This is a genomic window from Elusimicrobiota bacterium, from assembly GCA_016706425.1.
Lineage (GTDB): Bacteria > Elusimicrobiota > Elusimicrobia > FEN-1173 > FEN-1173 > JADJJR01.
Genome location: JADJJR010000001.1, coordinates 1,010,700 through 1,037,568, shown reverse-complemented (window position 1 = coordinate 1,037,568; position 26,869 = coordinate 1,010,700). Strand labels below are relative to the sequence as shown.

Genomic DNA, 26,869 nt, shown 5'->3' with positions numbered 1-26,869 from the left:
GGGGGTTTTTTATTTCTTTTCCGTGGCCAGGGGCCAGTTCAGGCTCACGTAATATTCGTTCACGGACTTTTGGTTGACGCGAACCACCCGGGTCGCGACGTCCAGGGTGTGCTGGCGCGCGGTCGCCACGGAAAATCCCCAGGCGTAATTCGTCTTGTTCCGGTCGTTGAAGTCCGAACTTTCCGAGCCCCCCCGCAGGACCAGCCAGCGCGCGAAGGCCAGTTCCAGTCCGAAATGCCAGAGGTCGGGATCCTCTTTGGTTTCCGGGTAATAACGCTTTTCGTAATCGGTGTAAAAAGCGAAGGCGGGTCCGGGCTGAAACCCAAATCCGGCCCGCGCCACGGTGGGCAACTGATCGGTCTTGAACTCGTCCCAGTAGATGAGGCCGGGCAGATTCATGAGGGAAATTCCGTAGACCACGTAGTCCCGCTGATCCCGGAAACCGAAATCGAGGGCGAACCCGTTGCCGCTGCCCAGTTGCAGTTCGGGCGGTTGACCGGTCTCCGCCACGGCGATGCCGCGCTGGGCGTTGAGGTAGGACAAATTCATTCCCAACGCGTACCCCTTCTCCGCTTTTTGAGCCGCGCTGATTCCGAACTGGTTCACCCGGGCCTGACTGCGCCGAAAATTGTTGGCCGGGTCCAGGGTGTCGGTGATCGTGAAATCATCGAACGACGTCAGGGGGCGGAAAAAAACCGCCCGCTGGGGGCCGGCGAAAGCGATCGAAGTCAATTTTTTCCCGCGAAGGGAGGAAGCGTTAAGCACCGCCTCCGTGGGGAGCTTCGATTGGTTCGCCACCTGAAAATCGACGGCCAACCCGCTCGTGGTCATATCCTGCAAAGCGGCGGGGTTGTAAAGGTAAGCCTGGGGCGAACCCGAAACGGCCAGGCCGGCCAACCCCAGGCCGACGTAGCGAGCGCCGACGGGCTTGGCGAGAAAGTCCGAGGACGCGAGGCCCGAGCGGGGTTTCGCCCGAACGGCCGACACCGTCAAAAGCAGGAGCGCGGTGAAAAAGGCGGCCCGCCTCATTTCGCCCCCACGACGCCGGCCACGGGCGACGACGGCGCCGCGTATTCCCGGCGGGGCATGCGCCCGGCCATGAAGGCGGCGCGTCCCGCCTGGACCCCCCATTTCATGGCCTCGGCCATGAGAACGGGGTCGGTGGCCTCGGCGATCGCGGTGTTCATGAGCACCCCGTCGACCCCCAGTTCCATGGCCACCGCCGCGTCCGAGGCGGTTCCCACCCCGGCGTCGACGATCACGGGCACGGTGCGGACGGATTCCCGAAGGAACTGGATGTTGATCGGATTTTGAATGCCGCGTCCGGATCCGATCGGGGCGGCCAGGGGCATGACCGCGGCCACGCCCGCCTCTTCCAGGCGTTTGGCGAGAATGGGGTCGTCGTTCGTGTAGGCCAACACCTGAAAACCCTCCTTAACCAAAATCGCGGTGGCCTCCAAAAGGGCGTGGGTGTCGGGCAAAAGGGTCTTCGGGTCCCCCAAAACCTCCAATTTGATCAAGGGGGTGTCGAGGACCTCCCGCGCCAGGCGGGACACCCGCACCGCGTCCGCCGTGTTGTAGCAACCGGCGGTGTTGGGCAAGACCACCATGTTCTTCGGCAGGTGGGTCCAAAAGGCGTCGTTCCCCCGGTCGTTCAAATTCACGCGGCGAATGGCCACGGTCACCATCTCCGCTCCTGAGGCCCGCAGGGCCGCTTCCATGACTTCCGGGGTCTTGTATTTCCCCGTGCCGACAATCAAGCGGGAGGACATTCTCCGCCCGGCGACAATCAAATCCGTTTCCATATTTTCCCCCTTCGTGCGATCTCGCAAACAATCTTTTTGGAAAGCCTCGGCACTATCCCCCGCCGATCATCTGGACGATCTCCACCACGTCCCCCGCGCGCAGAACCGCGGCCGCGTGGTCGGCCCGCCGAACAATGTCGCCGTTGACTTCCGCGGCGACCCGGCCCGTCGCCAACCCCAGGACCTGAACGAGCCCGGCCACGGTGGTCCCCTCGGCGACCTCGCGGGCTTCGCCGTTCAACGTGATCTTCATGGGTGCGGCAGGAGGACCGCCGCCCCGACGCCGGCCACCAGCAGGGCCCAGCACCAGGGGTCGCGGCTCCTGTGGATGCGCGGCAAAACGTCCGCCATGCTGACGTACAAAAACCCGCCCGCCGCAAACCCCAACAGCACCGCGAGAGTCGTCCCGCCGAGGCCCTCGCCCCCGAACGAACCCAAGGCCACCCCCAGCGGCGTGGCCAGGGCCAGGACCCCCACCAAGGCCCGGGCGCGCGCCTTGGGATGCCCGGCCCCCAAAAAGAGGGACGACAGGGTCATACCGTCGGAAAACTTGTGAACGGTGACCGCCGACGCCACGGCGACACCCAGGGGTTGGGAGGACAGGAACGAAAACGCGATGGCCAGACCGTCCGCCAAGCTGTGAACGAACAACGCCGCCAGGGCCCCGTAACCCACCCGGTGGACGTGGCAGGGCTCCGCCACCTCCCCGCAGGCGTGGACAACGGTGAACGATTCCACGATGAACAGGAGGACCAAGGCGGCCACGACGGACCCCCCCGCCCAGCGCGGATTCAGTTCCCAGGCCTCGGGCAACAGATGCAAAAACGTCATGGCGAGCAAAAGCCCGCTCCCGAAGGCGAGCACGCGCCAAAGGTTTCGTTCCGCCCAGTTTTTCCGCCGCAGGATGACGACCCCCCCCAACCAGGTGGCGGCGACGGAAGCCAGGGCGTAAAGGAACGGGACCATTATTTCTCCAGAATTTGAAGTTCGGTGAGCCGTTTGTAAATACCGTCTTTGGCCAACAGCTCGGCGTGGTTGCCCATCTCGGCGATTTGCCCATGTTCCAACACGACGATGCGGCTGGCGTTCTTGACGGTTGCCAATCGGTGCGCGATCACAAAAACGGTGCGGTTTTTCATCAAGCGTTCCACGGCCTCCTGCACCAACCTCTCCGATTGCGCGTCGAGGGCGCTCGTGGCCTCGTCCAACACGAGGATCGGGGGGTTCTTGAGGATCGCCCGCGCCAACGCCAGCCGTTGCTTCTGCCCCCCGGAGAGGAGGAGCCCCCGTTCGCCGATCAAGGTGTCCAAGCCCTCGGGCTTGTCGCGAATGAACTCCCAGGCGTTGGCCGCTTTGGCGGCGGCGACGATTTCATCCTCGGTGGCCTCCGCCCGGGCGTAGCCGATGTTGGCCCGGATGGTGTCGTTGAACAGCAACGTTTCCTGGGTCACCAGGCCGATTTGCCGACGCAAGCTCTGAAACGTCGCCGTCCGCACGTCCCGGCCGTCCACCCGGATCGAACCGGCCGTGGGATCGTAGAAACGGAGCAACAACGCGGAGAGCGTGGTTTTGCCGGACCCGGAGGGACCGACCAGGGCCACGATCTCGCCCCGTCGCACGGTCAAAGACACATCGCGCAAAACGGGCTGATCGGGACGGTAGGCGAAGGACACGCGGTCAAATTCAATTTGATCCGCGAAAGGCGGCAAGGCGATCGCGCCCGGCCGCTCCCGGACCGTCGGGCGGGCGTCCGTCACATCGAAAATGCGTTCCGCCCCGGCCAGGGCGAGTTGGATCGTGGAATTGGACCGGGAAAAATTTTTGATGGGTTGGAAAAGCGAAAGGGCGCTGCCCACGAAAGCGAAAAAAGCGCCGGTGGTCCACACGCCGGCCACGACGTCTTTCCCGCCGAACCACAGGATGACCCCCATGCCGATGGCGCCGATGAACTCCATGACCGGGCTCGAGAGGGATTCCACCCGCGCGTTTTTCATGTAAATGCGGAAGTAGGCTTCGTTTTCCCGGGCGAACCGCTCTTTCTCGTAATCCTCCCGTTGGAAGGCCTTGACCACCGGCGCGCCGCTGATGGTTTCCTGGATCAAGGTGTAGAGGTCGGCCATCTTGGCCTGCCCCAACTTGGCGGATTTTCGCAAGCTCTTGCCGAACCGCGCGATCAGAATCCCGGACAAAGGCAGCAGGGTGAAAGACACCAGGGCGAATTTCCAGTGAAGGTAAAACAGGAATCCGGTCAGGGCGATCACCGTCAACCCGTCGCGGACGATCATGACGGGGGTTTTGGTGAGGGCGTTCTGTAAGAGCTGGCCGTCGTTGGTCAGGCGGGCGATGACCCGCGCGGAATCGGTGCCCGTGTAAAAATCCAGGGACAACGTGTGGATGTTGGCGTAGGCCTCGTTGCGAATGCGCTTGACGATGGACTGGCCGATGAACGCCGTCACGTAGTCGTGCACGTAGGAGAGCACGGCCTTGCCGAAATAGAGGATGACCACCAGGACCACCACGTTGGCCAGGGTGGACAGTTCGCCCGCCATGAGCGCTTCGTCGATCACTTTTTTCAGGATCCACATGGACCCCGCGGTGAGCCCCGCCACCAGAGCCATGGCGATCAAGGCCAACACGAGCCGCGCGCGATGGGGGCGGAAATAGGGCAACAACCGTTTCGTCACGGCCCAGGGGGAAACCGAGCGTTTGGACTTGTCGTCGAGGGGCCGGCGGCCCAGGGGCGCGTCGTTGATGCCGCTCACGCCGCGGTCTCCCGCAGGGCCTGGGCCGCCCTCGCCGCCGCTCCCCCGCCGCCCAACAAACGGCGGATGTCGATCAATTCCCGGCGGCTGGCCCGTCGCCGGGCGGGATCGTCCAAAAAAGGCGCCAACGCCTCGGCCAGGGCGGCGGGCGTGGCGGCGGCTTGAATGCGCTCGGGCATGACCGTCCGCCCCGCCAGGATGTTCGGCATCGCGATGTGGTTCACGCGGACGATCAGGCGGGCCAACAGGTAGGTGGGCCAGGATGTTTTGTAGGCGACCACCGTGGGGATTCCCAAAAGCGCGTTCTCGAGCGTGGCGGTGCCGGAACAGGCCAACGCGGCGTCGAGGCCCCGCCGCCGGCGATGGGCCTCGTCGCGCACCATCTCCAAGAACAGGTTCCGGCGGGGCGCGCCGCCGAGGAGCGCGTCGTAAAACGCGTTCGACAGGCTGGAGGCCGCGAACAGCACGAACCGCAAGCCCGGCCGCGCGGCCGTCAAGCGCTCGGCCGCCTCGAGCATCACGGGCAACAGGCGGCGCACCTCCCCGGGTCGGCTGCCGGGCAACAGGCCCACGGTCGCCTCCACGTTGAGCGGCGCGTCGGGGTCGGCCGGGGGCAGGGCGTCGATCAACGGATGCCCGACAAACGTCACGGGCACGCCGCGCTCCCGGTACAACGCCTCTTCAAAGGGAAAAATCACCAGCACGCGATCCACCGCCTTTTTCAACACATCGATGCGTCCGGGCCGGCTGGCCCACACCTGGGGACTCACGTAGTAGACCACCCGCCGCCCGGCCGCCTTGGCCGCCGCGGCCACGTGGCGGTTGAAACCGTAAAAATCCGTCGGGACCACCACCCCCGTCTCCTCGCGCAGGGCCGGACGCACCACCCCGTTCAAAATCCGCCAGAAACGCGGGATCTTCTTGAGCGGTTCCCAGAACCCCATGACGCTCTCCGCCACCAAGTCGTAGAGGAAGCGGTCGGCCGCGGCCTTGAGCGCCGGCCCGCCCAGGGCGGTCACCCGGCAAGCCGGATCGCGGGACTTGATTTCCCGAACCACCTCGGCCGCCCGTTCGTCGCCCGAGGGATCCCCCGCCACGAATAAAAAGGAATTCACAGGGTGTGCAACCGCAGGCCCCGTCGGATTTCAAGGGCCAACTCCAAAGCGTCGCGGCCGTGTTCCCCGCCGACCAGAGGGGCTTTCCCTTCCCGCACGCATTGAAGGAAATGGCGCAATTCCGTTTCCAACGGATCCTTTTTTTCCAAACGGGGTCGTTGGATGACCACGTCCAACAGGCTCCGGACCTCGGGCCGCCGCTTGCGGTGAATTTTTAAACTGCGATCGGAATAGTCCAACGACATGTAGGCGTCCTTTTGGAACACCCGGATTTTGCGGAACTTTTTGACGCTCACGCGACTGGCCACCAAATCGGCCCGGCAACCGCGCGAGAAAAAGAGCGTCGCCTTGACGATGTCCTCCTGGCCGGACAGAACGCTCCCGCCCACGGCGTCGAGGCGAACCACCTTGTCCTGGGTCAAAGCCAGAACGATGTCGATGTCGTGAATCATGAGATCCAACACCACGCTCACGTGGGCCACGCGGGGGTCGAAGGGCCCGAGGCGCGAGGCCTCGATAAAAAGAGGGTCCTTGGCCTGGCGGGCCATTTCCATCACGGCGGGGTTGAAACGCTCGATGTGCCCCACCTGGAGGATCAGATTTTTTGAACGGGCGAGGGCGATCACTTCCTCGGCGTCTTCGACGCGCTCCGTCAAAGGTTTCTCGACGAAACAATGCCAACCGCGTTCCAGGAATTCTTTGGTCAACCGGTGGTGGAACGGGGTGGGCGCCGCGATGACCACCGCCCGGGTGTCGGCCGGGAATTGATCGGCGGACGCGAAGGCCCGGGTTCGGTGCTGCTCGGCCAGGGCGCTCGCGCGGGCGCGGTCGAGGTCGGCGATCCCCACCAGCCGGGCCGGCGGCAAGGTCGACAAAATGCGCGCGTGGTGCCGACCCATTTGCCCCACCCCCACGACACCGATGGGAACGCGCTCCGCTTCGGGGACGGGGGGTTCAAAAACCGGGGCGGCGCGGCCGAACAATTTCACTCTTTAACCCCCACCACGATCAAGCCCACGGCGTCGGCCTCTTTCAAAAATTCCTCGCGATCGAAAAACAAGGTCTTGCCCGCCTCCACCGCCAGAACGGCGGCTTTCGCCGCGGCCAGGGATTCCAACGTCCGCCGACCCACCACGGGGACGTCGAAGCGCAAATCCTGGCGCGGTTTGGCCACCTTGACGGCCACGCACCCGGCCTGGTGCTCCCCCGCCCGGCGGATGCAGGCGTCGGTGCCCTCGATGGCCTCGACGGCCAACACGGCCTGGTCTTTCACGCACACGGTTTGCCCGAGGTCCAACCCGGCGACGGCCTTGGCGGTTTTAAAACCGAAGGCGATGTCGCGTTTCTGCTCGTTTGAGGGGCGGGCGCGGGTGATCACCCCTTCCGGCGCCAGGGCTTCCCCCAGGTAGGCAACGGAGGACATCAACCGGATTCCTTCCTTCGCGAACACGTCGGCGACGGCGCTCAAAATCGTGTCGGTTTTTTTATCGGGGAGTGTGGCCAATATCTTGACGGCCGTCGCGTCCAGGTGGCGGAGATCGAATATGCTGGCGTGTTTGACCTGGCCCGCCATCACGGCGTCCCCCGCGCCGGCCTCTTTAAAAATTTGGATCGTACGCTTGATCTGGCCAAGCTTTAGCCAGTGGATGCGATCCACGTGGTCGGCCAGGGCGGGGTCGGTTTCCCCTTCGATGGCGGCCGCGACCACGGGCCGGCCTTGGCGTCGGGCCTCGTCCGCCAAGAGGAACGGGAACCGGCCGTTTCCCGCGATGAGACCCAGGGGGGTCAAGGGAGGGATGTCAATCCTCGTCCGGCTCGGTGTCCGGACCCCCGGCGGCTTTGGCGGCCGGGCGGCAGAGCCCGCGCGAGCCCGTCTTTCGAACAAATTCCAGGAAAAGCTCGACTTCGGGCGGGCGGGGCGACCGGGCGATTTCTTCCACCGCCTCCCGCAGCGACAGGCCCTTCGAAAACACCGTGCGGTACGCGGCCTTCAGGGACGACAGGGCGTCCCGGGAGGTCCCTCGCCGCCGCAAACCGACCACGTTCAAGCCCGCGGTCTTCGCGCGGTCGCCCTGGACCAGGCAAAAAGGCGCCACGTCGGCGGTCACCATGGACCCGCCGCCGATCATCGCTCCCGCGCCGATGCGGACAAATTGGTGAACGGCCGACAAACCGCCGATGAAGGCCCCCAGGCCGACTTCCACGTGCCCGGCCAGGGTGGCGACGTTGGCCATGATCACGTTGTCGGCCAGCACGCAATCGTGGGCGACGTGGGTGTAGGCCATCAAAAGGCAATTCGACCCCACCACGGTTTCCCCGGACGCGACGGTCCCGCGGTGGATCGTCACGCACTCGCGCACGTGGGTGCGGGCGCCGACGCGGACGCGCGTCTTTTCGCCCTTGAATTTGAGGTCCTGCGGCTCGGTGCCGACAAAGGCGTGGGGGTGCAGCCGGCACTCCGCCCCGACATCGGCGTATTCGATCACGGCGTGGGGCCCGACCCAAACCCGGTCCCCGAGCTGCACGTCGGGGCCGATGACGGCGTAGGGGCCGATGTCCACCCCAACGCCCAGGCGGGCGGTGGGATGGACGATGGCGGTGGGGTGAACGCGGGTTTCGGCGCTCACTTCTTGGCTTCCTGCCGATCAACGATGGCAAACATAAATTCGGCCTCCGTCACCAATTCCCCGCCGACGTAGGCCTCGCCCTTGGCCTTGCCCATGCGCCCGGGACGGATTATTTCCACGCGCAATTCCAATTGATCGCCCGGGACCACGGGCTTTCGGAATTTCACTTTATCGATGCCCATGAAGAACGCCAATTTGTCCTTGGCTTCGGGTTTGGAGAGGAACAAAACGCAGGCGGTCTGCGCCATGGCTTCGACGATCAAGACCCCGGGCATGATGGGGCGGCCGGGGAAATGTCCCTGAAAAAACGGTTCGTTGCCCGACACGGATTTGTAGCCCGTGATTTTTTTATCCTCCTCCACCACGGTGGCCTTGTCGACCATCAGGATGGGGTAGCGGTGGGGAATGGCGTTCAAAATATCAACGGCGTTCAGCGTGCGGGGGGTGTCGGACATCGGACCTCCAGGGTTAGTTAATAAGACGTGGTCACCGTCGATGGGGACGGGGCGGCTTTCCCGGTCATTTGCGCGGCCAGCTGCTTCACCAAATTGACGTTGTGCCCGTGACCCACGCGGTAGGCCTTGATTCGCGCCAAGAGCGGCATCCCGAGCAGGTAGAGGTCGCCCAACAAATCGAGGGTCTTGTGCCGCACAAACTCGTCGGGGTAACGGAGCGTTTTTTCTTTGTTGTGGACGCGGTCCATTCCCACCACCACGGCGTTGTCGAGAGAGCCGCCCCGGGCCAGGCCCTGACGCTTCAGGGCTTCCACCTCGTAATCAAAGCAGAAGGTCCGGGCGCGGGAGATCTCCGTTTGGAAAGAGCCCGGTTTGAGGGTGAACTCGATTTTTTGCTCGCCGATGAACGGGTGCTTGAAAGCGATCACGGTTTCCAGGGTCAAAGCTTCGGCCGGACGGACTTCGTAATACGTTTCGCCGGCCCGGTATTCCAAGGGATCGGGCTGGAAAAATCGGCGGGGCTCGCCCAAATCCACGACCCCGGCCTTTTCCAACACCTCGAGGAAAGGCATGGCGCTGCCGTCGGCCACGGGGGGCTCGTTGGCGTTGACTTCGATCAGCATGTTGTCGATGCCGAGACCGGCGAGCGCGGACAACACGTGCTCCACGGTGTGGACGCGGGCCTCGTGGTCCTTTTCGCCCGCGAGGCTCAAAGTCGTGCCGCGAATGACGCTGGACACGATGGAGTGGTGCGCGGGCAGGCGGGGTTGCGCGGGCAAATCGGTGCGGACGAACACCACCCCGTGGTTCGCCGGCGCCGGCTTAAAAACCAATTGGCATTTGTTCCCGGTGTGAAGGCCGATCCCCCTGTAGACGGCCTCTCGGGCCAATGTGCGTTGCGGTTCCCCCGTCGTGACGATTTTCATGATCCCCATCCCATTTTCTTTTTGATCGCTCGAAATTCATCGAGGAGTTTCGGCAATTGCCGGACGGCCGCCTGGCATTTCATTTCGTCTTTGATCGGTTGCGCGGGCGTGCCGAACACCACGCTTTTGGGCGGCAAGTCGTGCGAGACGCCGGACTGGCCGGCAACGATGGTTTGATCGCCGATCTTCAAATGGCCGGCCACCCCCACCTGCGCCGCCAAGGTGACGAAATTCCCGATCTTGGTCGAACCCGCGACGCCGGTCTGGGCAACGATCAGGCAATTTTCTCCGATTTCCGCGCCGTGGGCGATTTGGACCAAATTGTCGATCTTGGTGCCGCGGCCGATGCGGGTGACGCCCACGGCGGCCCGATCGATGGTCGAGTTGGCCTGGATTTCGACATCGTCTTCAATAACGACCGTCCCGACCTGGGGGATTTTGCGGTGGCGCCCGGCCCCGAAGGAAAACCCGTACCCGTCGCCGCCCACCACCACCCCCGGTTGGAGGACGCACCGATTCCCAACGGTCGTGCGCTCCCGCAGGGTGACGCCGGGGTAAATCAGACAATCCGCCCCGACGGAAGAGTCGAAACCGATGTAGACGCGGGGGTAAAGGATCGTGTTGTCGCCGACGGAGGCCCCCTCTTCGATGACGGTGTGGGCCCCGACGGTGACGTTCCGGCCGATTTTCGCGCCGGCGGCGATCACGGCCGTCGGATGAATCCCCGCGGGACGCCGGGTGCGCTCTTTGTCCAAAATCTCCAGAACGGCCGCCCAGGCGTCCGTGGGGTTTTTCACGACCACGGCGGGGCGGTTCCCGGTCGGCACCTCGGGTGTGACCAACAGGGCCCCCGCCCGGGTCGTTTCCAATTGGAATTTGTATTTCGGATTCGCCAAAAACGACAGGTCCCGGGGCGTGGCCTCGCCGAGTCCGGCGGCCCCCTCGATCACCACGGCGCCGTCCCCCCGGACGGTGCCGCCCACCAAGGACGCGATTTCGGAAACGGTCAGTCGCACGTCACACCTTTCAGGGAGCGGGTTCGGGGAGGCCGCGCACCTTGCGGTGCAGGGCTTCCGTCAAATCCACGGCGTTTTCCCCGTGCAAAATGGAGGCTTTGTCCACCACCACCGCGATCCCGCGCTGCGTGGCCAATTCCACGAGCGCTTTGTGCAGCTGACCCAGAATGCGCGCGGATTGTTTGCTCTCAAAATCCCGCAGGGCGGTCGCCGCGTCGGAACGGGCTTTTTCCAGGTCCGCCCGCGCGCGGACCACTTCGCCCTCCCCCAAGGCGACCGCCGGGGCCGTTGCGCTCGTCACGGTGTCGGTGGAAACCGCGGGAATCGGGGTCCCCCGCGTTTTCAATTCTTCCAGGGCGCGTTCTTTCTCCGCCAAATCCGTTTTGTGGCGGGCCAATTCGCGGTTGTACTCCGCCCGGGCCTTCTGGGTTTCGGGGTACTCCCGGTAAATCCGCTGCATGTCCACAAACCCCACACGGGTGCCCTCGTCCCGACCGCCCCTTTTAAAGGGAATTTCAACCGCGACGGCCGCGCCCGACAGGGCGGCGCCGAGGAACAACATCGCGAGACGGGACGGACGCACGGAAGACTCCTTTGACGGTCTTGAAAGATTCGATTTTAGTTGATTTCCAAAGCCTTGTCCACGTCGGAAATCACCACGGCCCTTGACAAAGGACCCGGGGGGGCCTTCACTTAAAGAGGAGGGGCGCCGCCCATGGACAACGATGATTTTTCCATCCTTCAAAAAGTTCCTTTCTTCTCGCAATTTCGGGAAGACGAGGTGGCGCTCCTTCGCCCGCATTTCCGGGAAGTGTCCCTCCGCCCGGACGAAATTCTCTTTCATCAAGGTGACGCGGGGGACGCTCTCTACGTCCTGCTCGGAGGGCAAGTCCACCTGATGCAAACCCAGGACGGCCGCGACCGAATTTTAGCGATCCTGGGGCGGCGCGGCGACGCCCTGGGCGAAATGGCTCTCCTGACCTCGGAAACGCGGCCCGCCACGGCGGTGGCCGTCCAACCCGCGCGTCTTCTCGCCTTAAAAACCGATGACTTCAACGCCGCCCTTCGGGCGACCCCGACCCTCGCTTTGGCCGTCACGCGCTTTCTGTCCGGACGGCTGGCGCAGGCGATCCGCCCCCCGGCGGTGCCGAACACCGCCAAAGTCTACACGCTGGTGGCGGCCGCGCCATTCGAGGAACAGGCGGTGTTGGTCGGTAATTTGGCCGTCTCGCTCATGACACAAACCCGTCGAAAACTGCTCATCGTGGACTTGCCTTCCGACAATGGCCCGTCCTACAAAACCGCGCTCAAACTGTCCTGCCCCTCGGCGGACCGGAAGCCCGAAGCCCAGGACTTCCAATCCTTGGACACCCTGCGGCCGTGGATCGCGTCCCATCCGTCGGGACTTGATGTGCTCTGCCTGCCCCGGACGTTGTTGGAGGGCGACTTGGCGGCGGGGGTGTACCCCCTGCTGGAAACCTTGCGGCGGGAATGGGACTACGTGCTGGTCCCGTTGGGAGACCGTCCCGGCCGTATCCTGAATGTTTTCGTGGAGGAAGCGGACCGCGTATTTTACGTTCGCGAAGAGGGCGCGGAGCCCGGCACCCCCATGTGGCGACAATTGGAGAAGGCCGTCCCCCCCCAACGGCTCGACCTGCTGGAACTGCAACGGGAATCCCCCCCGCGGCGCCACCGGCCGGGGCGGTTTTATATTCCTTGGGGACCCAACCTCGGGCGCAACGCCCTCGCCGCGGGGACGCCTTTTTTGGACCGCCGACACGACGTTTCGCTACGGGGCGTCGATCGGTTGGCCCGGCATCTGGGCGGCTTGCGAATCGGCATTGCCCTGGGGTCGGGCGCGGCGCTGGGTTACTCGGCCATCGGGGTTCTGCGGGTTCTGGAGCGCCACGGCGTTTTCCCCGACCTGATCGCGGGCACCTCCATGGGTGCCTTGATCGGCAGTTTTTATTGCGCGGGACGTTCCGTTGACGAATTGGAAGACATCGCCCGCAGCATCACCAAGGCCAAACTTTGGACGCTCATGGATTTCGCCCTGCCGTGGAAGGGGGTCGTCGTCGGCAACGCCGTGTTGCGGTTTTTGCGGTCGATCCTGGGGGACGTGACCTTCGGGGAACTGGCGCTCCCCTTCGCCTGCGTGGCCACCGACATCAACACGGGCGAAGAACGGGTGCTGCGACACGGGCCCGTGGCCGAGGCGGTGCGGGCCTCCTTGTCGCTGCCGTTCTTTTTCGAGCCTTTTTTCTTGAAGGGTCGCTATTTGGTCGACGGCGGATTGGTGAATCCAGTGCCCACCTCGGTCGTCCGGGCCATGGGCGCCGACGTGGCGATATCGCTCAACATCACCACCCGTCCGGCCAACAAACGGTTTCCCGGCTGGAGTCCGCGGAAACCCTCGGCCTTTAACCCCATCAGCGGGCCGCACATTTTCAAAGTGATGGCCAAGACGATGTACACCATGCAGTACGGAATTTCCAAGACGACCTCGGCCGCCGCCGACGTGGTGCTGGCGCCCGACCTCTCGGCGTACACCTGGCTCGAGTTCCACCACGCCCCCGAAATCATCAAAATTGCCGAAGACTACACCGAAGGGGCCCTGGCAAAAATCACCGCCCCCCTGCCGTTTTTTTCCGACCGCTGCCGCACGCCCCTTCGGGCCCCCCGCCCGCGACTTTAACTTAAGTCAGACTCCCCAACGACACGCGCACCGGGGCGGGCCGGCCTTCGGTCTCCCATTCGGCGCGGCAAGTTTCCTGGTACTCGCACCAATGGCAACGCGGGGGCTCAAAGGAACGTGGGAAATCGTCCTTGGCCCGGGCGGCGTTGATGCGGTCCAAAAGGGCCGACAACCGGCGGGCCACTTGGGCCATCTCGTCGGGGGCGGGCGTCGGAAAAAAAACAGGGGCTTGAAGACCCGCCGCGCCGTCGGCGGCGCCCCCGGCGCCGTCCCCCTTCACGAACACGTCGAAACACAGCCGGGACGGCGGGCGGCCGAACATTTGCTCGCAGGCCCAGGCGTATATGACCAATTGGGTTCGGTCCGCGCGTTTGGGATCGTAGGGTTTGTTCGACGTTTTGAAATCGTGAAGAACCCAATCGGTGTCGAGGAGGTCGAACTGGCCGGTGATTTCGTATCCCCCGGGCAAGGGCAGTCGGAAAGAGCATTCCACGCCCCGGGGAGCCGGCTGGAGGGCCGGGGCCCTTTCTTTAAGAAAGCGTTCGAGGAAATGCTCCCCCAGGGCGCGCAAATAGTGGAAGTCCGCCGCGCCGCGCAGGAACTCCTCCGGCACGGCGGCCAAGCGTTCGTCCAGAACGCGCCGAAACAGGGCGGTCGCCTCCTCCAAGGACAGATCCCGCCGGGAAACCAGCTTTTGCTGGAAATTTTCCTCCAGGGCCTTGTGCAGGGACACCCCGAAGGCCAGTTCCGGTTTGACCGGGGCGGGCCGTTCTTGCACGTACCTGTAATCGTATTTCTTCGGGCAGAACCCGTAGCAGCCGATGCGGGAATAGCTCGCTTTCATCGCGCGTTGGTCCCGCCCACGAGGACGCGGGGAATCCGCAAGGTCGGGAGACCGTCCGAAACGGGCGCGTCCTGCCCGTCTTTGCCGCAGGTGCCCACGGACCAGCCCAGGTCGGTCCCCACGCGGTCGATGGCCGCCAGGGTGGCGGCGGTGTTCCCGAGCAGGTTCGCCCCCCGGACGGGGTGGCGCGGAACGCCGTCCTCGATCCAATGACCTTCTTCGACCTCGAAGACAAAATCCCCGGTCGTTGTGTTGACCTGGCCGCCCCCCATGCGGGTGACCCACAACCCGCGCTTCACGGAACGCAGGATGGCTTCGGGGTCGTCGGGGCCGGGGGCGATGAAGGTGTTGGACATCCGCGGGATGGGCGGAAAGGCGAAGGATTCCCGTCGGCCGTGCCCGTTGGAGGCGCGCGCGGCCCGGGCCGCGGTCCGCCGGTCGTACAGACAATCCCGAAGGACCCCGTTTTCAATCAGCACGGTCCGCTGGGCGGGGGTCCCCTCGTCGTCCACGGCGAAGGAACCCCGTTGCCCGGCCCGCGTGGGATCGTCCAAAACGGTGACGCGGGGGTCCGCGACGCGGCGGCCCAACCTCTTGGCGAAATGGGGGGACCCTCCTTCCAAAATGGCGTCGGCCTCCAGCGCGTGCCCCACGGCTTCGTGGACGAACGTTCCCCCCGCCTCGGCGGCGAGCACCACCGTCATTTCGCCCGCCCGCACGGTGGGTGCGCCCAATTTATTCAACGCCCGGCGGGCGGCCAGCGCGGCCAGCGCGGAGGGATCGAAACCGGCCAGCCGATCCCACCCGCCCTGGGCGGCGGCGACCTCCGTTCCGGTTTGGGTCAACGAACCGTCCGAAGCCGTCACCCGGACGACGAAGGTCACGTAATGACGGGCGTCGCTGAAGAAGCGCCCTTCGGGCGTCCGCCCGGCCAGGCGCCGGTGGGTTTCCCCCAAAGTCAAAGACACCTGCCGCACCCGCCGGTCCCGGCGGGCCGCGCGATCGGCCGCGGCCAGCCAACGGCGCGCGCGGTCAAAGGGAACGAAAGGCTTCAGGGCCGGGGGAGGGGGCCAGCGCAGCTCCCCCGTTCGGGGGGCGCGGCCCTCGTGCAGATCCCGTACCGCGGCGGCGAAGGCGACCGACTCTCCGGCGGAAAACACCCCGGCCAAGGGCCGCCGGGCGTCGAGGTGGGCGAACCGCGCGGGAGCCCCGAACCGACGCAACCCCACCCCACCGCCGGCGGCGTGGGCGAACTCTTCGAGACGGCCGTCCTCCCAGCGGAGGCCGCGGCGGTCTGTTTCCTCGGCGAAAATTTCGATGCCGATCGGGACCCGCACGGTCAGCCCGCCCGCGGCCAACGGGTGGTGAACACCGACCCGCGCCCGAGGACCGAAGACACCCCCACGGCGCCCCCGTGGGCTTCCACAATGCGCTGGACAAGCGCCAAGCCCAGGCCCGCCCCCTCCACCTGACCGGTGAAGGACTCTTCGATCTGATAGAACTTTTTGAACAACCGGGGGATTTCCTCCGAGGGGATCCCCGCCCCGCCGTCCTCCACCGCGATCACAACGTTCGCGGCCTCCGCGCGGCCCGTCACGTGAATCTCCTTTTCCGGCCGGTGATCGAATTTGGCGGCGTTTTCCCAGAGGTTTCTTTGCGCGTCGGCGAAGAGGGCCGGGTCGGCCTGGATCGGGGGGAGTTCCGACAGGGTCTCGGCCAAAACGACCCGCGCGCCCCGCCGGGCCAGGTCCGCGTGGGTTTCCTTTTGCAGACGCAACAGGACCTCCGCCACCGACAACCGCTGGGGGTTTAGCTCCAGCGTGTCCGATTCCACCGTGGCGAAATTCAACAAACGTTCCACCAGTTGCCAAAGCCGGTGTCCTTGGTCGCGAATCGCTGTCAACCCCCGGCGCTGGACCTCGGTGAGGGTTTTGTCTTGCAGCAGGAGAGGGGCGAAGCCCGTGATCGACACCAGGGGCGTCTTGAGTTTATGCGAAATGAGCGAAAGGAAATCCCGCTTGATGCGGTCCTCCCGCCGGGATTCGGTGACGTCGCGGAACACGAACAAATGGGCGCCCCCCCCGCGCACGGAATCCAAGCGGCCTTCCAAAATCAATTTTTTTCCCTCGGCGCGGACCATTTCAACGGGCACCGGACCGGGGGAGGCGACGGCCCGGTCCCAGGGGGGCGCGATGGCGAAAGCCGGCGCGGCCTCGGTTAAAGACTTTCCCGTCGCCGCCTCCGGTGAAATCCCGAGCAAGCGCGCCCCGGCCACGTTGACCATTTCCACGCGACCCCGGAGGTCGACGACCAACGCGCCGTCCGACATTTCCGCGAAAAGGGCCGACAAAGTTTGTTTCTCGGCCCGCAGGCGCGCGAACAGCCGGGCGTTTTCGAGGGCCACCCCCGCTTCGGCGGCCAACAATTCCATCAACCGCCGATCGTTTTCATCAAAGCGGCCACCGCTTTTTTTATTGATGGATTCCAAAACCCCCAGGAGGCGGCCCTGGTGAAGCACCGGCACGGCCACCAATTGGCGCGTCGCGAATTCGGTGCGGTGGTCCATCCGTGGGCTCCACCGGGAATCCGCCGCCACGTCGTTCACCAATAGGGGCTCCCGCCGGGCCGCCACCCATCCGGAGAGTCCTTCGCCCGGTTTCAAACGAAGGCTCTTGACCTGTTCGCCCGCCGTCCCCGAGGCCGTGTCGAAAACCAATTCGCCGGTGGCCTCGTCCAGGAGGAGGAGGGAGCCCGCTTCGGCGCCCGTCACGCGGGCGGCGGTTTCCATCACTTTCGTCCGGACCACGGCCGGGTCGAGCTCGGCGCTCAAGGCACGGCTCGCCTCCAACAGAGTTTCCAGGGCGGACGGCGATGGGGACTCCCCCCCCGAAAGCCGGGGCAAAGAAAAAACCGGGTCGCTGTTCAGGCCACCCGGCTTTTTCTTTCGGAACGGGAAAAACATTCTTTACGAAAGATCGGACGAACCCATCAGGAATCGATCGACTTCCCGGGCTGCGCCGCGGCCCTCGTTGATGGCCCAGACCACAAGGCTTTGCCCCCGGCGGCCGTCACCGCAGGCGAAGACCCCCGGCGCCGAGGTCGTGAAGCGCCCGTGCTCGGCTTTGATGTTGGACCGTTCGTCGCGCTCGACACCCAGTTGGGACAAGAGGTCGGCTTCGGGCCCCAAAAAACCCATGGCCAAGAGAACGAGTTGCGCGGGCCAGGACTTTTCCGAACCGGGGATGGGCTTCGGGACAAATTGGCCCTTTTCGTTTTTCCCCCACTCGATGCGGGTGGTGTGAATCTCTTTCACGCGGCCGCTGTTCTCACCGGGGACGAACCGCGTGGTGCTGATCAAATAGTGGCGCGGGTCCTCGCCGAAAACGGCCGCGGCCTCCTCCTGACCGTAATCCATCTTGTACACCTTGGGCCACTGGGGCCAGGGGTTGTCGGCGGCGCGTTTTTCAGGCGGCCGGGGCAGAATTTCGAATTGCACAACACTTTTGGCGCCTTGCCGCAGGGCCGTGCCCACGCAGTCGGTCCCGGTGTCGCCGCCGCCGATCACGATCACATCTTTGTCGGTGGCAGACAAGCTTTGGCCGTCCTTCAATTTGGAATCCAACAGGCTCTTGGTGTTCTTGTGCAAGTACTCCATGGCGAAATGGATGCCCTTGAGCTCACGGCCGGGGACGGTAAGGTCGCGGGGGACGGTGGCGCCGACAGCCAGGACGACGGCGTCGAACTCCGACCGCAGTTTTTCCGCGGGGAAATCTTTTCCCGCCTCGGTGTTGACCCGGAACACGACGCCCTCTTTAGCCAGCAAATCGACCCGACGTTGGACGACCTCTTTGTCCAGCTTCATGTTGGGGATGCCGTACATGAGCAGGCCGCCGACGCGATCGGCGCGTTCGAACACGGTCACCGCGTGACCGGCCCGGTTGAGCTGGGCCGCCGCGGCGAGACCGGCCGGGCCGGACCCGACCACCGCCACTTTCTTGCCGGTGCGCTTTTTGGGCGCCTCGGCCTTGACCCACCCTTCGGCGAAGGCCTTGTCGATGATGGACGCTTCGATGTTCTTGATCGTGACGGCCGGCTCGTTCAGGCCCAAGACGCAGGACCCTTCGCATGGGGCCGGGCAGACCCGCCCGGTGAACTCCGGGAAATTGTTGGTCTTGTGCAGCCGGTCCAGGGCGTCGCGCCACAGGCCCCGGTAGACGAGATCGTTCCATTCGGGAATCAGGTTGTTGATGGGGCACCCCGACGCCATGCCGGCGATCAAAACGCCGGTGTGGCAGAACGGCACGCCGCAATCCATGCAACGGGCCCCCTGCTTGCGCAGGGCTTCCTCGGGCATGGATTCGTGGAACTCGTTCCAGTGCCGCAGGCGCTCCTGGGGATCGGCGTCCTTCGGCAGTTCCCGGCCGAAACGCATGAACCCGGTGGGTTTGGGAACGCCCAGGGGTTTGGGCCGGTGACCGTGCCCGTCCCCCGTCGTTTTTTTCTTGGTCGTCTCTTTCGTCGTCATGAAATTTTCCCCCGTTCGGGCCCCGTCGCCACGGGATAGCCGCTGGATTGCCACCACCAAAAACCGCCGATCATCTCTTTCACGTAAAGACCGAAGGTGCCCAACCGCACCGCCGCCTTGTGGGCCGCGTTGCAGCCCGGCCCCGCGCCGTAAAGGACCAACACCCGTCCCGCCGGAAAACCCTCCAGGGCCGTTCGATCGATTTGTCGATGGGGCAAATTGTAGGCCCCGGGGATGTGCCCCTGGGCGTAGGATTCCGGCGAACGGGGGTCCACCACGATGAACCCCTCCGCCGCCCCCGACGTCAAGTCGGCGTACAGGTCGGAACAGTCCGTTTCCATCGCGAGCCGGTGGGTGAAAAGCTTCGCCGTGTCGCGGCCCACCAGCGGCTTGTGTTCCAACACCAAGGAGGCGGGCGCGGGGGTCTCGTCGGCCATGTCAGTTGCCCCCCACCCGGGAGAGGTCCCGGGCGTTTTCCTCAAAGGCGGCCATGATGGCTTGGTCGCCCGACATGCCCGCGTCGTGCATCTTCTTGATCGTGGCGACCATGCGTTTGTAGTCCTTGGGCATGACCTTGACGAACCGGCCGATCAGCGACGGGCCTTTTTCCAGAACCCGCTTGGCCACGGTGCTCGTGGTGTACAGCAAATGTTTGACGAGCAACCCGTGGACTTCCTGGATGTCTTCCTCGGTCATGGGCTCGGTCTCGACCATTTCGCGGTTCACCTTCTTGGCGAAGTCGCCCTCGACGTCCCAGACGTAAGCCACGCCGCCCGTCATGCCGGCGGCGAAGTTGCGCCCGGTGGGCCCCAGCACAACGATCCGCCCGCCGGTCATGTATTCACAACCGTGGTCGCCCACGCCCTCCACCACCGCGTGCACGCCGGAGTTGCGCACCGCGAACCGCTCGCCCGCGAGGCCCCGGATGTAGGCCTCCCCGGAGGTGGCGCCGTAAAACGCCACGTTGCCGATGATGATGTTTTTTTCCGGCACGAAGGGGACGCCGCGGGGCGGGTAAACGATCAGCTTGCCGCCCGACAGGCCCTTGCCGAAGTAATCGTTGGCGTCGCCGTCCAGGATCATCGTGACCCCCCGCGGCACAAAGGCGCCGAAACTTTGTCCGGCGGATCCCTGGAAGGTCAGTTCGATGGTGTCGTCCGGCAGGCCTTTGCCGCCGTACCGCCGGGTGACCTCGCTGCCCAAAATCGTGCCGACCACCCGGTTCCGGTTTTTGATCGGGACGGTGGCCTTCACCTTCTCGCCCCGCTCGAGCGCCGGTTTCGCCAATTCCAACAACGTCGTCCGGTCGAGGGACTTGTCCAGGCCGTGGTCCTGGAGGATTTGGGCGTACCGACCCACTTCCGGACCGACGGAAGGCGCGTGCAGAACGCTCGACAAATCGAGCCCCTTGGCTTTCCAATGGTCGACGGCTCGACGCGCTTCCAAGCGGTCCACGCGGCCGATCATTTCGTTCATCGTTCGGAATCCCAGTTGCGCCATGGTTTCGCGCACTTCCTGGGCGACGAACCGCATGAAGTTGACCACGTGGGAGGGGTCCCCCGTGAATTTCTTTCGCAGCTTCGGATCCTGGGTGGCCACGCCCACCGGGCAGGTGTTGAGGTGGCAAACCCGCATCATGACGCACCCCAGGGTGACGAGCGGGGCGGTGGCGAAACCGAACTCCTCGGCGCCCAGGAACGCGGCCACGACCACGTCGCGGCCGGTTTTGAGTTGGCCATCGGTTTCCACGACGATGCGACTTCGAAGGTTGTTGAGCACCAGCGTCTGGTGCGTTTCGGCGAGGCCGAGCTCCCAGGGCAATCCCGCGTGCTTGATGGACGACTGCGGGGAAGCGCCCGTGCCCCCGTCAAACCCGGAAATCAACACCACGTCCGCGTGGGCCTTGGCCACGCCGGCCGCGATGGTGCCGACCCCCACTTCGCTCACCAGCTTCACGCTGATGCGAGCGTTGTGATTGGCGTTTTTCAAATCGTGAATGAGTTCCGCCAGGTCTTCAATGGAATAAATGTCGTGGTGCGGCGGCGGGGAGATGAGCCCCACGCCCGCGGTGGTGTGGCGGGTTTTGGCCACCCAGGGGTAGACCTTGGTGCCGGGCAACTGCCCGCCTTCGCCGGGTTTCGCGCCCTGGGCCATTTTGATCTGAATTTCCCGGGCGTTCACAAGGTAAAGGCTCGTCACGCCGAAACGGCCCGAGGCCACTTGCTTGATCGCGCTGTTCTTGGAATCGCCGTTGGGCAGGGGTTTGTACCGTTCCGGGTCCTCCCCGCCTTCGCCGGTGTTGGATTTCCCGCCGATGCGGTTCATGGCGATGGCCAGGGACTCGTGGGCTTCCTGGGAAATCGACCCGTAACTCATGGCCCCGGATTTAAAGCGCTTGAGGATCGCTTCGACCGATTCCACCTCGTCGATGGGGATCGGTTTGTCGGCCGGTTTGAAATCCAAGAGACCACGCAGGGTGAAATGCTTTTTGGATTGGTCGTTGATGAGTTGGGCGTAGGATTTGTAGGTCGCGTAGTCGTTGTTGCGCGCGGCCGATTGCAACCGGTGGATGGATTCGGGATTGAACAGATGTTGTTCCCCGTCCTTCCGCCATTGGTAATTGCCCCCCGCGTCCAGGGCTTTCCCGTCGGTGGCGATGGACGGGTAGGCCCGGTGGTGCCGTTGCGCCGCCTCCTGGGCGATCACGTCCAAGTTGGCCCCTGCGATCCGCGAGGGCGTCCAGGTGAAATAGGCGTCGATGACCTCGCGCCCCAAACCCACGGCCTCGAAAATCTGGGCCCCGCCGTAGCTTTGGATGGTGGAAATGCCCATTTTGGAAATGGCTTTCACCACGCCCTTGGTGCAGGCTTTGATGTAATTTTTAATCGCGGTCTTGTGGTCCACGTCCAGCATGCCTTCCCGGATCATGTCGTCCAGGGTCTCGTAGGCCAGATAGGGGTTGACGGCGCCGACCCCGTAGCCGATGAGGAGCGCGTAATGGTGCACTTCCCGGGGCTCGCCGCTCTCCAGAACCAGGCCCACCTTCATGCGGGTGCCGCGCCGGATCATGTCGTGGTGCAGGCCGGCCACGGCCAGCAACGCCGGGATCGGCGCCTTCGTTTGAGAAACGCCGCGGTCTGAAAGAATCAAAAGATTGACGCCGTCCTTGGCGGCCTTGTCGGCCGTCGCGCAAAGGTCGTCCATGGCTTTTTTGAGCGCCGCGCCGCCGCCCAAGGGATCGAACAGGATGGGCAGCGTCACGGCCCGGAAACCGGGCACTTTGACGTTCCGCAACTTTTCCAATTGTTCGTTCGTCAAAATCGGGGATTTGAGTTCGATCAGCCGGCAGCTTTCGGGCGACGGGTCCAAAAGATTCCGCTCCGCCCCCAGGGTGGTCACCGCCGAAGTAACGATCTCCTCGCGGATGCAGTCGATGGGCGGGTTCGTGACCTGGGCGAACAGCTGTTTGAAATAGTTGTACAGGAGTTGCGGTTTGTCGGACAGCACCGCCAAAGGGGTGTCCGTGCCCATGGCGCCGATGGGCTCGACGCCGTTCTTGGCCATGGGCTCCAGGATCACGCGCAAATCCTCGTAGGCGTAGCCGAACGCCTGCTGACGCTGCAACACCGTGCCGTGCTCCTCGTAAACGGGCTTGTCCTGGTCGACCAAGTCGTCCAGGGCGATCAGGTTCTTGTCGAGCCATTCGCGGTAGGGGCGCTCGGCGGCGATTTTCTTTTTGATCTCGTCGTCGGCGATGATCCGGCCCTGGGCCGTGTCGATGAGCAGCATGCGCCCGGGTTGCAGGCGCCCCTTTTCGAGCACGCGCTCGGGCGGAAACTCCAGAACGCCGACCTCGGAGGCGAGCACGACCACGTCGTCTTTGGTGACGACGTAACGCGAGGGCCGCAGGCCGTTGCGGTCGAGGGTCGCTCCCACCACCGTGCCGTCCGTGAAGGCGATGGAGGCCGGGCCGTCCCAGGGTTCCATCAGGCAGGAATGGAATTCGTAAAACGCCTTCTTTTCCTCGGACATGCTCTCGTGGTTGGCCCAGGGTTCCGGAATCATCATCATCATGGCGTGGGGCAGGGACCGCCCGGCCAACACCAGAAACTCCAGGCAGTTGTCGAACATGGCCGAGTCCGAACCGTCGGTGTCAACCACGGGAAGAAGGCGCTTCAAATCGTCGCCGAAGACCGGGGACTCCAGCAGGGCCTGGCGGGCGTGCATCCAATTGATGTTGCCGCGCAGGGTGTTGATCTCCCCGTTGTGGATGATGTACCGGTAGGGGTGCGCGCGGTTCCAGTTGGGGAACGTGTTGGTGGAGAACCGGGAGTGGACGAGCGCCAGGGCCGAATCCAGGTCGGGGTCGTTTAAATCGTGGAAGTAGCCTTCCATCTGGTCGGCCAGGAGCATGCCCTTAAAAACGACGGTCCGGGCCGACAAGCTGGGGATATAAAAGCGGTTGGAGCCGTTCGTTTCGGGGATCTTGATGGTGTGCTCGGCCCGTTTGCGGATGACGTAGAGCTTCCTCTCGAAGGCCAGGGGGTCCGAAAGGGGCGCCGCCCGGCCGATGAAGGCCATGCGGTGGAGGGGTTCCCCGGCCTGGGCGGTCGCGCCCAGGGCCCCGTTGTTCGTCGGCACCGTGCGCCAACCCAAGAAAGTTTGGCCTTCCTCGGCCACGATTTTCTCGAAGGCGGCTTCCGCGTCCCGGCGCAACTTCTCGTCGCGCGGGAAAAACATCATGCCCAGGCCGTAGGCGCCCGGGTCGGGCAAGGAAATTTTCTCCGCCGCCGCGGCTTTTTTTAAAAACGCGTGGGGCAGTTGGATCAGGATGCCCGCGCCGTCGCCGGTGTTGGCCTCGCACCCCGCGGCGCCCCGGTGGTTCAAATTGTTCAAGACCTCCAACGCCTGCTTGACGATGGCGTGGGACCGGACGCCCTTGATGTTCACGACGAAACCGATGCCGCAGGCGTCGTGTTCGTTTTCCGGATCGTACAAGCCTTGTTGGGAGGGAGCCGCGTTCATCGTGTCACCTTTTTGTTTTTATTGGGCGCGGGCGTCGCGCCGAAGCTCCGCCAGCGTCAAACGGACCGCCGCCGACAGAGGCCGCCCCCGGCGCCGAACGAGGCCCAGGGGACGAACAAACGTTGTCGCTTTCAAAGGAACTTGGGCCAGGGTCCCCGCGCGCGTTTCGCGCTCCAGCGTGGGGCTTGGCAGGAGAGAAAGGCCGGGGCCGATCTCCACGGCCTTTTTGATCGCCTCGATGTTATCAAATTCCATTTCGACGCGAACGGTGACGCCGTGCCGCCTCAAAAACCGATCCACTTCCCGGCGCACCCGCAGTCCCCGGTCAAAGGCGACAAAGGGTTGACCCGCCAACCTCGCGGGGTCGATTTCTTTCAGGGCCGCGAAGGGGTGGCCCGGGGCGCAGGCCACCACCATGGGTTCGGTGCGCCAACGGGTGATCTCCCATTCGCGCGAACGGGGCGGAAACGACACGATGCCCAGGTCCGCGCGCTCTTCGCGCACCGCCTCCAACACTTTGTCCGGATGGAGGTACTCGACCCGCAACCGAACCGAGGGATGGGCCCGGGCGAAGGCCGCTTCAAACTCCCGCATGTGCCGCAGGCCCACCGAGTAAATGGCGGCGATCCGCGCTTCGCCCCCATCGGGACGCCCTTGGATCCGCCGTTCGAGGGCCGAAAAACGCTCCAGCAGGTCCCGCACGCCGTCGAGAAAGATCCGCCCCGCGGGGGTCAGCCCCCAGGGCCGGTGGGACCGGTCGATGAGGACCGCGCCCAACCGCTGTTCGAGCCCCTGGACCGCTTGACTGACGGTCGACTGGGTGACACCGTTCGCCGCGCCCGCCTTGGAGAAACTGCCGAGGCGCGCCGCGTCGCTAAAGAGTTTGAGGGCTTCGATCTGCATAGGGGATGATAGCAATAATACAAATATCGCGCAAATATTACATTAAAAAAATTAATTCTGTATTTTAAGGGATGTCTTGCCAGCGACGGAGGGCGCCGTCCGGCACGCCGAACGGGGAGAGCGCGCGGCGGGCGCCGGCTTCCCGGCGGGCCAAGGCGGCTTCGTAAGGCAGGCCGTGGCGACGGGCGGCGGCAAGCGCGGCGGCACGGTCCCGGGCCGCCCGGACCGCGTGCCCGGTGTCCTCGGACAGGCGCGCCCGACCCAAAAGAGCCATCACCGCGCCCCGCGGGTCGTCGGATTTTCGGAAGAGGGTTAAAGCGGTTTCGTAGGCGCGGGCCGACCCCTTAAACCGCCGAAGACGCCGCAGGCTTCCCCCGAGGCCCCACCGGGCGAAGCCCTCGCTGCTGGCGTCCCCCAACCGGCGGTAAAGGGCGGCGGAGCGTCGGTAAAGATCGAGCGTCGGGCGGGGGTCCCCAAACGTCCGGAGCGCGTTCGCCCGGCCGCAGAGACCGTAGGCGCGTCCAAAGGGGTCCTTGAGTTTTTCAAAAATTCGGGAGGCTTCGCGGTAATGGTCAAGGGAGGCGCCATCGAGGCCCAACACGCGCTCCACACCGGCCAAACCGCAGAGGGCGAAGGCGCGGGAGGACTCGTCACCGTTCCTTCGCGCCCAACGGGCCGCCGCCGCGAACGCGGGAAGGGCCCGTTGAAGCCGCCCAGAAAACCGCTCCAGACCGCCCAGGGCCCAATAAGCGTGTTGCAGGCCGGCGGCGTCCCCCCCGCGGGCGAACGCCGCGCGGGCCTGGGCCAAGGCGCGGCGGGCGTCGGGGAAGCGTCCCAGTCCCCGGAAGACCAGGGCCCTTTCAAGAGGGACGTCCCCCCCGATGTTTTTTGACGTGGGAAGGTCCCCCCAGAGACGGTTGGCCTCCCGATAGCGGCTCAAGACGCGGAGGCATCGGCTGGCCCCCACGGTGGCGCGCTGTTCCTCGGTGGGAACGCGAAGTCGCCCGTAAAGCGAACGGGCTTGGAGGTGGTGGGTTAAGGCCTCTTTGTAAAACCCAAGGGCCCGCTCGCATTCGGCCTTTTTGAAGAGGATTTCGGCGGAAAGGAAAGGGTCCGCGGGATCGACGCGGCGACGCAAGAGGGCGAGGGCCGGCGCCCAGGCTTCCCGGGCAAAAAGGCGCTCCGCCTTGGCGAGCAAGGAAAGGGCGGTCACCATAGAGACGGTCGGCGGTCGGCCGACCCGATTACCGTTTGGAGTGTTGGTAGCGCTTGCGGGCCTTGGGTTGGCCGGGTTTCTTGCGCTCCACCATACGCGGGTCGCGGGTGAGGAAACCCTTGGCACGCAACGGGCCGCGGAGCTTGGGGTCCATCTCCACGAGGGCGCGGGAAATGCCCAAGCGAATGGCTTCCGCCTGCCCGGTGATGCCCCCGCCCGAGCTGCTGACGAACACGTCGTAGCCGGCGAGGGTCTTGGAAACGCGCAACGGCGCCAACACGGACGCTTTTTGCCGTTCGTTGCCGCCGAAAAATTCCTCGACCGCCTTGCCGTTGACCACCACGCGGCCTTCCCCGGGCACCACGCGCACGCGCGCGATGGCGGTCTTGCGCCGTCCCACCGCCCAAAGGGGGTTTTGACGGGTGATTTCCAACGTCGCTTCGGTCATAAGAAAGGGCCTCTACTTCGCGGCGGCCACAAAGGGCCCGCCGGATTTGTTCTTGGGATTTTTTGTGTCAACGGTCACGGCGACGGGATATTTTCCGGCCCCGTCGGCGTTGCGGAAAACTTTCAAGCGTCGCATGAACCGGCTGCGCAAACGGTTTTTGGGCAACATGCCGGACACGGCCAACTCCACGGCGCGCTCCGGCTTTTGCTCCAACAAGCGGCCGTAGGGGGTGAGGGTTTGCCCGCCGCGGTACCCCGAGGCGCGAAAATCCATTTTTTGGGTCTTTTTATTACCGGTCAAGACGACTTTGGACGCGTTGACGACGACAACGCCGTCGCCCCGGTCCACGTGGTTGGTGAAATCGGCCTTGCCTTTGCCGCGCAGGAGCTCGGCGGCCAGGGAAGCCAGGCGGCCGAGAGCGACGCCCTCGGCGTCGACCAAGTGCCAGCGGCGGACGGCCGGCACCGATTTTGGGTGTTGCGTGGTTTTGGTTAACATAGGAGAGAG

The 26,869-nt window shown here is 64.6% G+C and carries 24 protein-coding genes; 1 reads left to right on the top strand and 23 read right to left on the bottom strand.

The features are described from left to right. Nucleotides 1-9: 9 nt before the first annotated feature. The 13 genes from IPI56_04270 to IPI56_04210 are packed head-to-tail and all read right to left on the bottom strand — an operon-like array spanning nt 10 to nt 11,289. On the bottom strand, nt 10-1,029 hold the full coding sequence (locus tag IPI56_04270) for a hypothetical protein (protein MBK7544956.1): 1,020 nt from the start codon (nt 1,027-1,029) through the stop codon (nt 10-12). Next, nucleotides 1,026-1,805 carry a thiazole synthase gene (locus tag IPI56_04265; protein MBK7544955.1) on the bottom strand — a complete coding sequence of 260 codons (780 nt, stop codon included), beginning with the start codon at nt 1,803-1,805 and terminating at the stop codon, nt 1,026-1,028. The genes IPI56_04270 and IPI56_04265 overlap by 4 nt, the downstream gene beginning before the upstream one ends. Before the next feature lie 52 nt (nt 1,806-1,857). Continuing rightward, on the bottom strand, nt 1,858-2,058 hold the full coding sequence (gene thiS, locus IPI56_04260; protein MBK7544954.1) for a sulfur carrier protein ThiS: 201 nt from the start codon (nt 2,056-2,058) through the stop codon (nt 1,858-1,860). Next, a complete protein-coding gene (locus IPI56_04255; GenBank protein MBK7544953.1) occupies nt 2,055-2,771 on the bottom strand; it encodes a ZIP family metal transporter in 717 nt (238 codons plus the stop codon). The genes thiS and IPI56_04255 overlap by 4 nt, the downstream gene beginning before the upstream one ends. Then, nucleotides 2,771-4,567, bottom strand: coding sequence for an ABC transporter ATP-binding protein (locus tag IPI56_04250; GenBank protein ID MBK7544952.1), 1,797 nt, complete (start codon nt 4,565-4,567; stop codon nt 2,771-2,773). The genes IPI56_04255 and IPI56_04250 overlap by 1 nt, the downstream gene beginning before the upstream one ends. Continuing rightward, on the bottom strand, nt 4,564-5,682 hold the full coding sequence (gene lpxB, locus IPI56_04245; protein ID MBK7544951.1) for a lipid-A-disaccharide synthase: 1,119 nt from the start codon (nt 5,680-5,682) through the stop codon (nt 4,564-4,566). The genes IPI56_04250 and lpxB overlap by 4 nt, the downstream gene beginning before the upstream one ends. Then, nucleotides 5,679-6,671 carry a Gfo/Idh/MocA family oxidoreductase gene (locus IPI56_04240; protein MBK7544950.1) on the bottom strand — a complete coding sequence of 331 codons (993 nt, stop codon included), beginning with the start codon at nt 6,669-6,671 and terminating at the stop codon, nt 5,679-5,681. Before IPI56_04240 ends, lpxB begins: the two co-directional genes overlap by 4 nt. Beyond that, the gene (gene lpxI, locus IPI56_04235) at nt 6,668-7,471 is read right to left on the bottom strand and encodes a UDP-2,3-diacylglucosamine diphosphatase LpxI (protein MBK7544949.1); all 804 of its coding nucleotides are present in this window, start codon (nt 7,469-7,471) and stop codon (nt 6,668-6,670) included. The genes IPI56_04240 and lpxI overlap by 4 nt, the downstream gene beginning before the upstream one ends. Before the next feature lie 10 nt (nt 7,472-7,481). Beyond that, entirely contained in the window at nt 7,482-8,309 is an 828-nt protein-coding gene (lpxA, locus tag IPI56_04230) for an acyl-ACP--UDP-N-acetylglucosamine O-acyltransferase (protein ID MBK7544948.1), read from the bottom strand. Beyond that, nucleotides 8,306-8,764, bottom strand: coding sequence for a 3-hydroxyacyl-ACP dehydratase FabZ (gene fabZ, locus IPI56_04225; protein ID MBK7544947.1), 459 nt, complete (start codon nt 8,762-8,764; stop codon nt 8,306-8,308). Before fabZ ends, lpxA begins: the two co-directional genes overlap by 4 nt. 17 nt (nt 8,765-8,781) lie before the next feature. Continuing rightward, nucleotides 8,782-9,690: a UDP-3-O-[3-hydroxymyristoyl] N-acetylglucosamine deacetylase gene (gene lpxC, locus IPI56_04220; protein ID MBK7544946.1), complete on the bottom strand. Its 909-nt coding sequence runs from the start codon at nt 9,688-9,690 to the stop codon at nt 8,782-8,784. Continuing rightward, entirely contained in the window at nt 9,687-10,706 is a 1,020-nt protein-coding gene (gene lpxD, locus IPI56_04215; GenBank protein ID MBK7544945.1) for a UDP-3-O-(3-hydroxymyristoyl)glucosamine N-acyltransferase, read from the bottom strand. The genes lpxC and lpxD overlap by 4 nt, the downstream gene beginning before the upstream one ends. 10 nt (nt 10,707-10,716) lie before the next feature. Beyond that, nucleotides 10,717-11,289 (bottom strand): OmpH family outer membrane protein, encoded by a 573-nt coding sequence (locus tag IPI56_04210; GenBank protein ID MBK7544944.1) that lies wholly within the window; start codon nt 11,287-11,289, stop codon nt 10,717-10,719. Between the two features lie 132 nt (nt 11,290-11,421). Here IPI56_04210 and IPI56_04205 point away from each other — a divergent pair, with 132 nt between their 5' ends. Further along, nucleotides 11,422-13,401 (top strand): patatin-like phospholipase family protein, encoded by a 1,980-nt coding sequence (locus tag IPI56_04205; protein ID MBK7544943.1) that lies wholly within the window; start codon nt 11,422-11,424, stop codon nt 13,399-13,401. Between the two features lies 1 nt (nt 13,402). Here the strand turns inward: IPI56_04205 and IPI56_04200 are convergent, their stop codons facing one another. The 10 genes from IPI56_04200 to rplM form a co-directional block, all read right to left on the bottom strand. Next, nucleotides 13,403-14,245, bottom strand: a complete 843-nt coding sequence (locus IPI56_04200; GenBank protein MBK7544942.1) for a PD-(D/E)XK nuclease family protein — start codon at nt 14,243-14,245, stop codon at nt 13,403-13,405. Beyond that, the gene (locus IPI56_04195; GenBank protein ID MBK7544941.1) at nt 14,242-15,582 is read right to left on the bottom strand and encodes a TldD/PmbA family protein; all 1,341 of its coding nucleotides are present in this window, start codon (nt 15,580-15,582) and stop codon (nt 14,242-14,244) included. The genes IPI56_04200 and IPI56_04195 overlap by 4 nt, the downstream gene beginning before the upstream one ends. 2 nt (nt 15,583-15,584) lie before the next feature. Beyond that, nucleotides 15,585-17,207, bottom strand: a complete 1,623-nt coding sequence (locus IPI56_04190) for a GAF domain-containing protein (GenBank protein MBK7544940.1) — start codon at nt 17,205-17,207, stop codon at nt 15,585-15,587. Between the two features lie 3 nt (nt 17,208-17,210). Further along, on the bottom strand, nt 17,211-18,770 hold the full coding sequence (locus IPI56_04185; protein ID MBK7544939.1) for a glutamate synthase subunit beta: 1,560 nt from the start codon (nt 18,768-18,770) through the stop codon (nt 17,211-17,213). Next, the gene (locus tag IPI56_04180; protein ID MBK7544938.1) at nt 18,767-19,207 is read right to left on the bottom strand and encodes a rhodanese-like domain-containing protein; all 441 of its coding nucleotides are present in this window, start codon (nt 19,205-19,207) and stop codon (nt 18,767-18,769) included. The genes IPI56_04185 and IPI56_04180 overlap by 4 nt, the downstream gene beginning before the upstream one ends. A gap of 1 nt (nt 19,208) precedes the next feature. Beyond that, nucleotides 19,209-23,795, bottom strand: a complete 4,587-nt coding sequence (gltB, locus tag IPI56_04175; protein MBK7544937.1) for a glutamate synthase large subunit — start codon at nt 23,793-23,795, stop codon at nt 19,209-19,211. Between the two features lie 18 nt (nt 23,796-23,813). After that, nucleotides 23,814-24,698 carry a LysR family transcriptional regulator gene (locus tag IPI56_04170; protein MBK7544936.1) on the bottom strand — a complete coding sequence of 295 codons (885 nt, stop codon included), beginning with the start codon at nt 24,696-24,698 and terminating at the stop codon, nt 23,814-23,816. Nucleotides 24,699-24,762: 64 nt separating this feature from the next. After that, nucleotides 24,763-25,914 carry a tetratricopeptide repeat protein gene (locus IPI56_04165; protein ID MBK7544935.1) on the bottom strand — a complete coding sequence of 384 codons (1,152 nt, stop codon included), beginning with the start codon at nt 25,912-25,914 and terminating at the stop codon, nt 24,763-24,765. Between the two features lie 28 nt (nt 25,915-25,942). Then, nucleotides 25,943-26,362, bottom strand: a complete 420-nt coding sequence (rpsI, locus tag IPI56_04160; protein MBK7544934.1) for a 30S ribosomal protein S9 — start codon at nt 26,360-26,362, stop codon at nt 25,943-25,945. A gap of 12 nt (nt 26,363-26,374) precedes the next feature. Next, nucleotides 26,375-26,860: a 50S ribosomal protein L13 gene (gene rplM / locus IPI56_04155; GenBank protein ID MBK7544933.1), complete on the bottom strand. Its 486-nt coding sequence runs from the start codon at nt 26,858-26,860 to the stop codon at nt 26,375-26,377. Between the last annotated feature and the right edge of the window lie 9 nt (nt 26,861-26,869).

Coding starts and splice junctions, on each gene's coding strand:
- IPI56_04165 (MBK7544935.1), bottom strand. CDS start 25,914: ATGGTGACCGCCCTTTCCTTGCTCGCCAAGGCGGAGCGCCTTTTTGCC.
- IPI56_04270 (MBK7544956.1), bottom strand. CDS start 1,029: ATGAGGCGGGCCGCCTTTTTCACCGCGCTCCTGCTTTTGACGGTGTCG.
- IPI56_04255 (MBK7544953.1), bottom strand. CDS start 2,771: ATGGTCCCGTTCCTTTACGCCCTGGCTTCCGTCGCCGCCACCTGGTTG.
- IPI56_04170 (MBK7544936.1), bottom strand. CDS start 24,698: ATGCAGATCGAAGCCCTCAAACTCTTTAGCGACGCGGCGCGCCTCGGC.
- IPI56_04185 (MBK7544939.1), bottom strand. CDS start 18,770: ATGACGACGAAAGAGACGACCAAGAAAAAAACGACGGGGGACGGGCAC.
- rplM (MBK7544933.1), bottom strand. CDS start 26,860: ATGTTAACCAAAACCACGCAACACCCAAAATCGGTGCCGGCCGTCCGC.
- lpxC (MBK7544946.1), bottom strand. CDS start 9,690: ATGAAAATCGTCACGACGGGGGAACCGCAACGCACATTGGCCCGAGAG.
- thiS (MBK7544954.1), bottom strand. CDS start 2,058: ATGAAGATCACGTTGAACGGCGAAGCCCGCGAGGTCGCCGAGGGGACC.
- IPI56_04265 (MBK7544955.1), bottom strand. CDS start 1,805: ATGGAAACGGATTTGATTGTCGCCGGGCGGAGAATGTCCTCCCGCTTG.
- IPI56_04205 (MBK7544943.1), top strand. CDS start 11,422: ATGGACAACGATGATTTTTCCATCCTTCAAAAAGTTCCTTTCTTCTCG.
- IPI56_04200 (MBK7544942.1), bottom strand. CDS start 14,245: ATGAAAGCGAGCTATTCCCGCATCGGCTGCTACGGGTTCTGCCCGAAG.
- IPI56_04190 (MBK7544940.1), bottom strand. CDS start 17,207: ATGTTTTTCCCGTTCCGAAAGAAAAAGCCGGGTGGCCTGAACAGCGAC.
- rpsI (MBK7544934.1), bottom strand. CDS start 26,362: ATGACCGAAGCGACGTTGGAAATCACCCGTCAAAACCCCCTTTGGGCG.
- gltB (MBK7544937.1), bottom strand. CDS start 23,795: ATGAACGCGGCTCCCTCCCAACAAGGCTTGTACGATCCGGAAAACGAA.
- IPI56_04180 (MBK7544938.1), bottom strand. CDS start 19,207: ATGGCCGACGAGACCCCCGCGCCCGCCTCCTTGGTGTTGGAACACAAG.
- fabZ (MBK7544947.1), bottom strand. CDS start 8,764: ATGTCCGACACCCCCCGCACGCTGAACGCCGTTGATATTTTGAACGCC.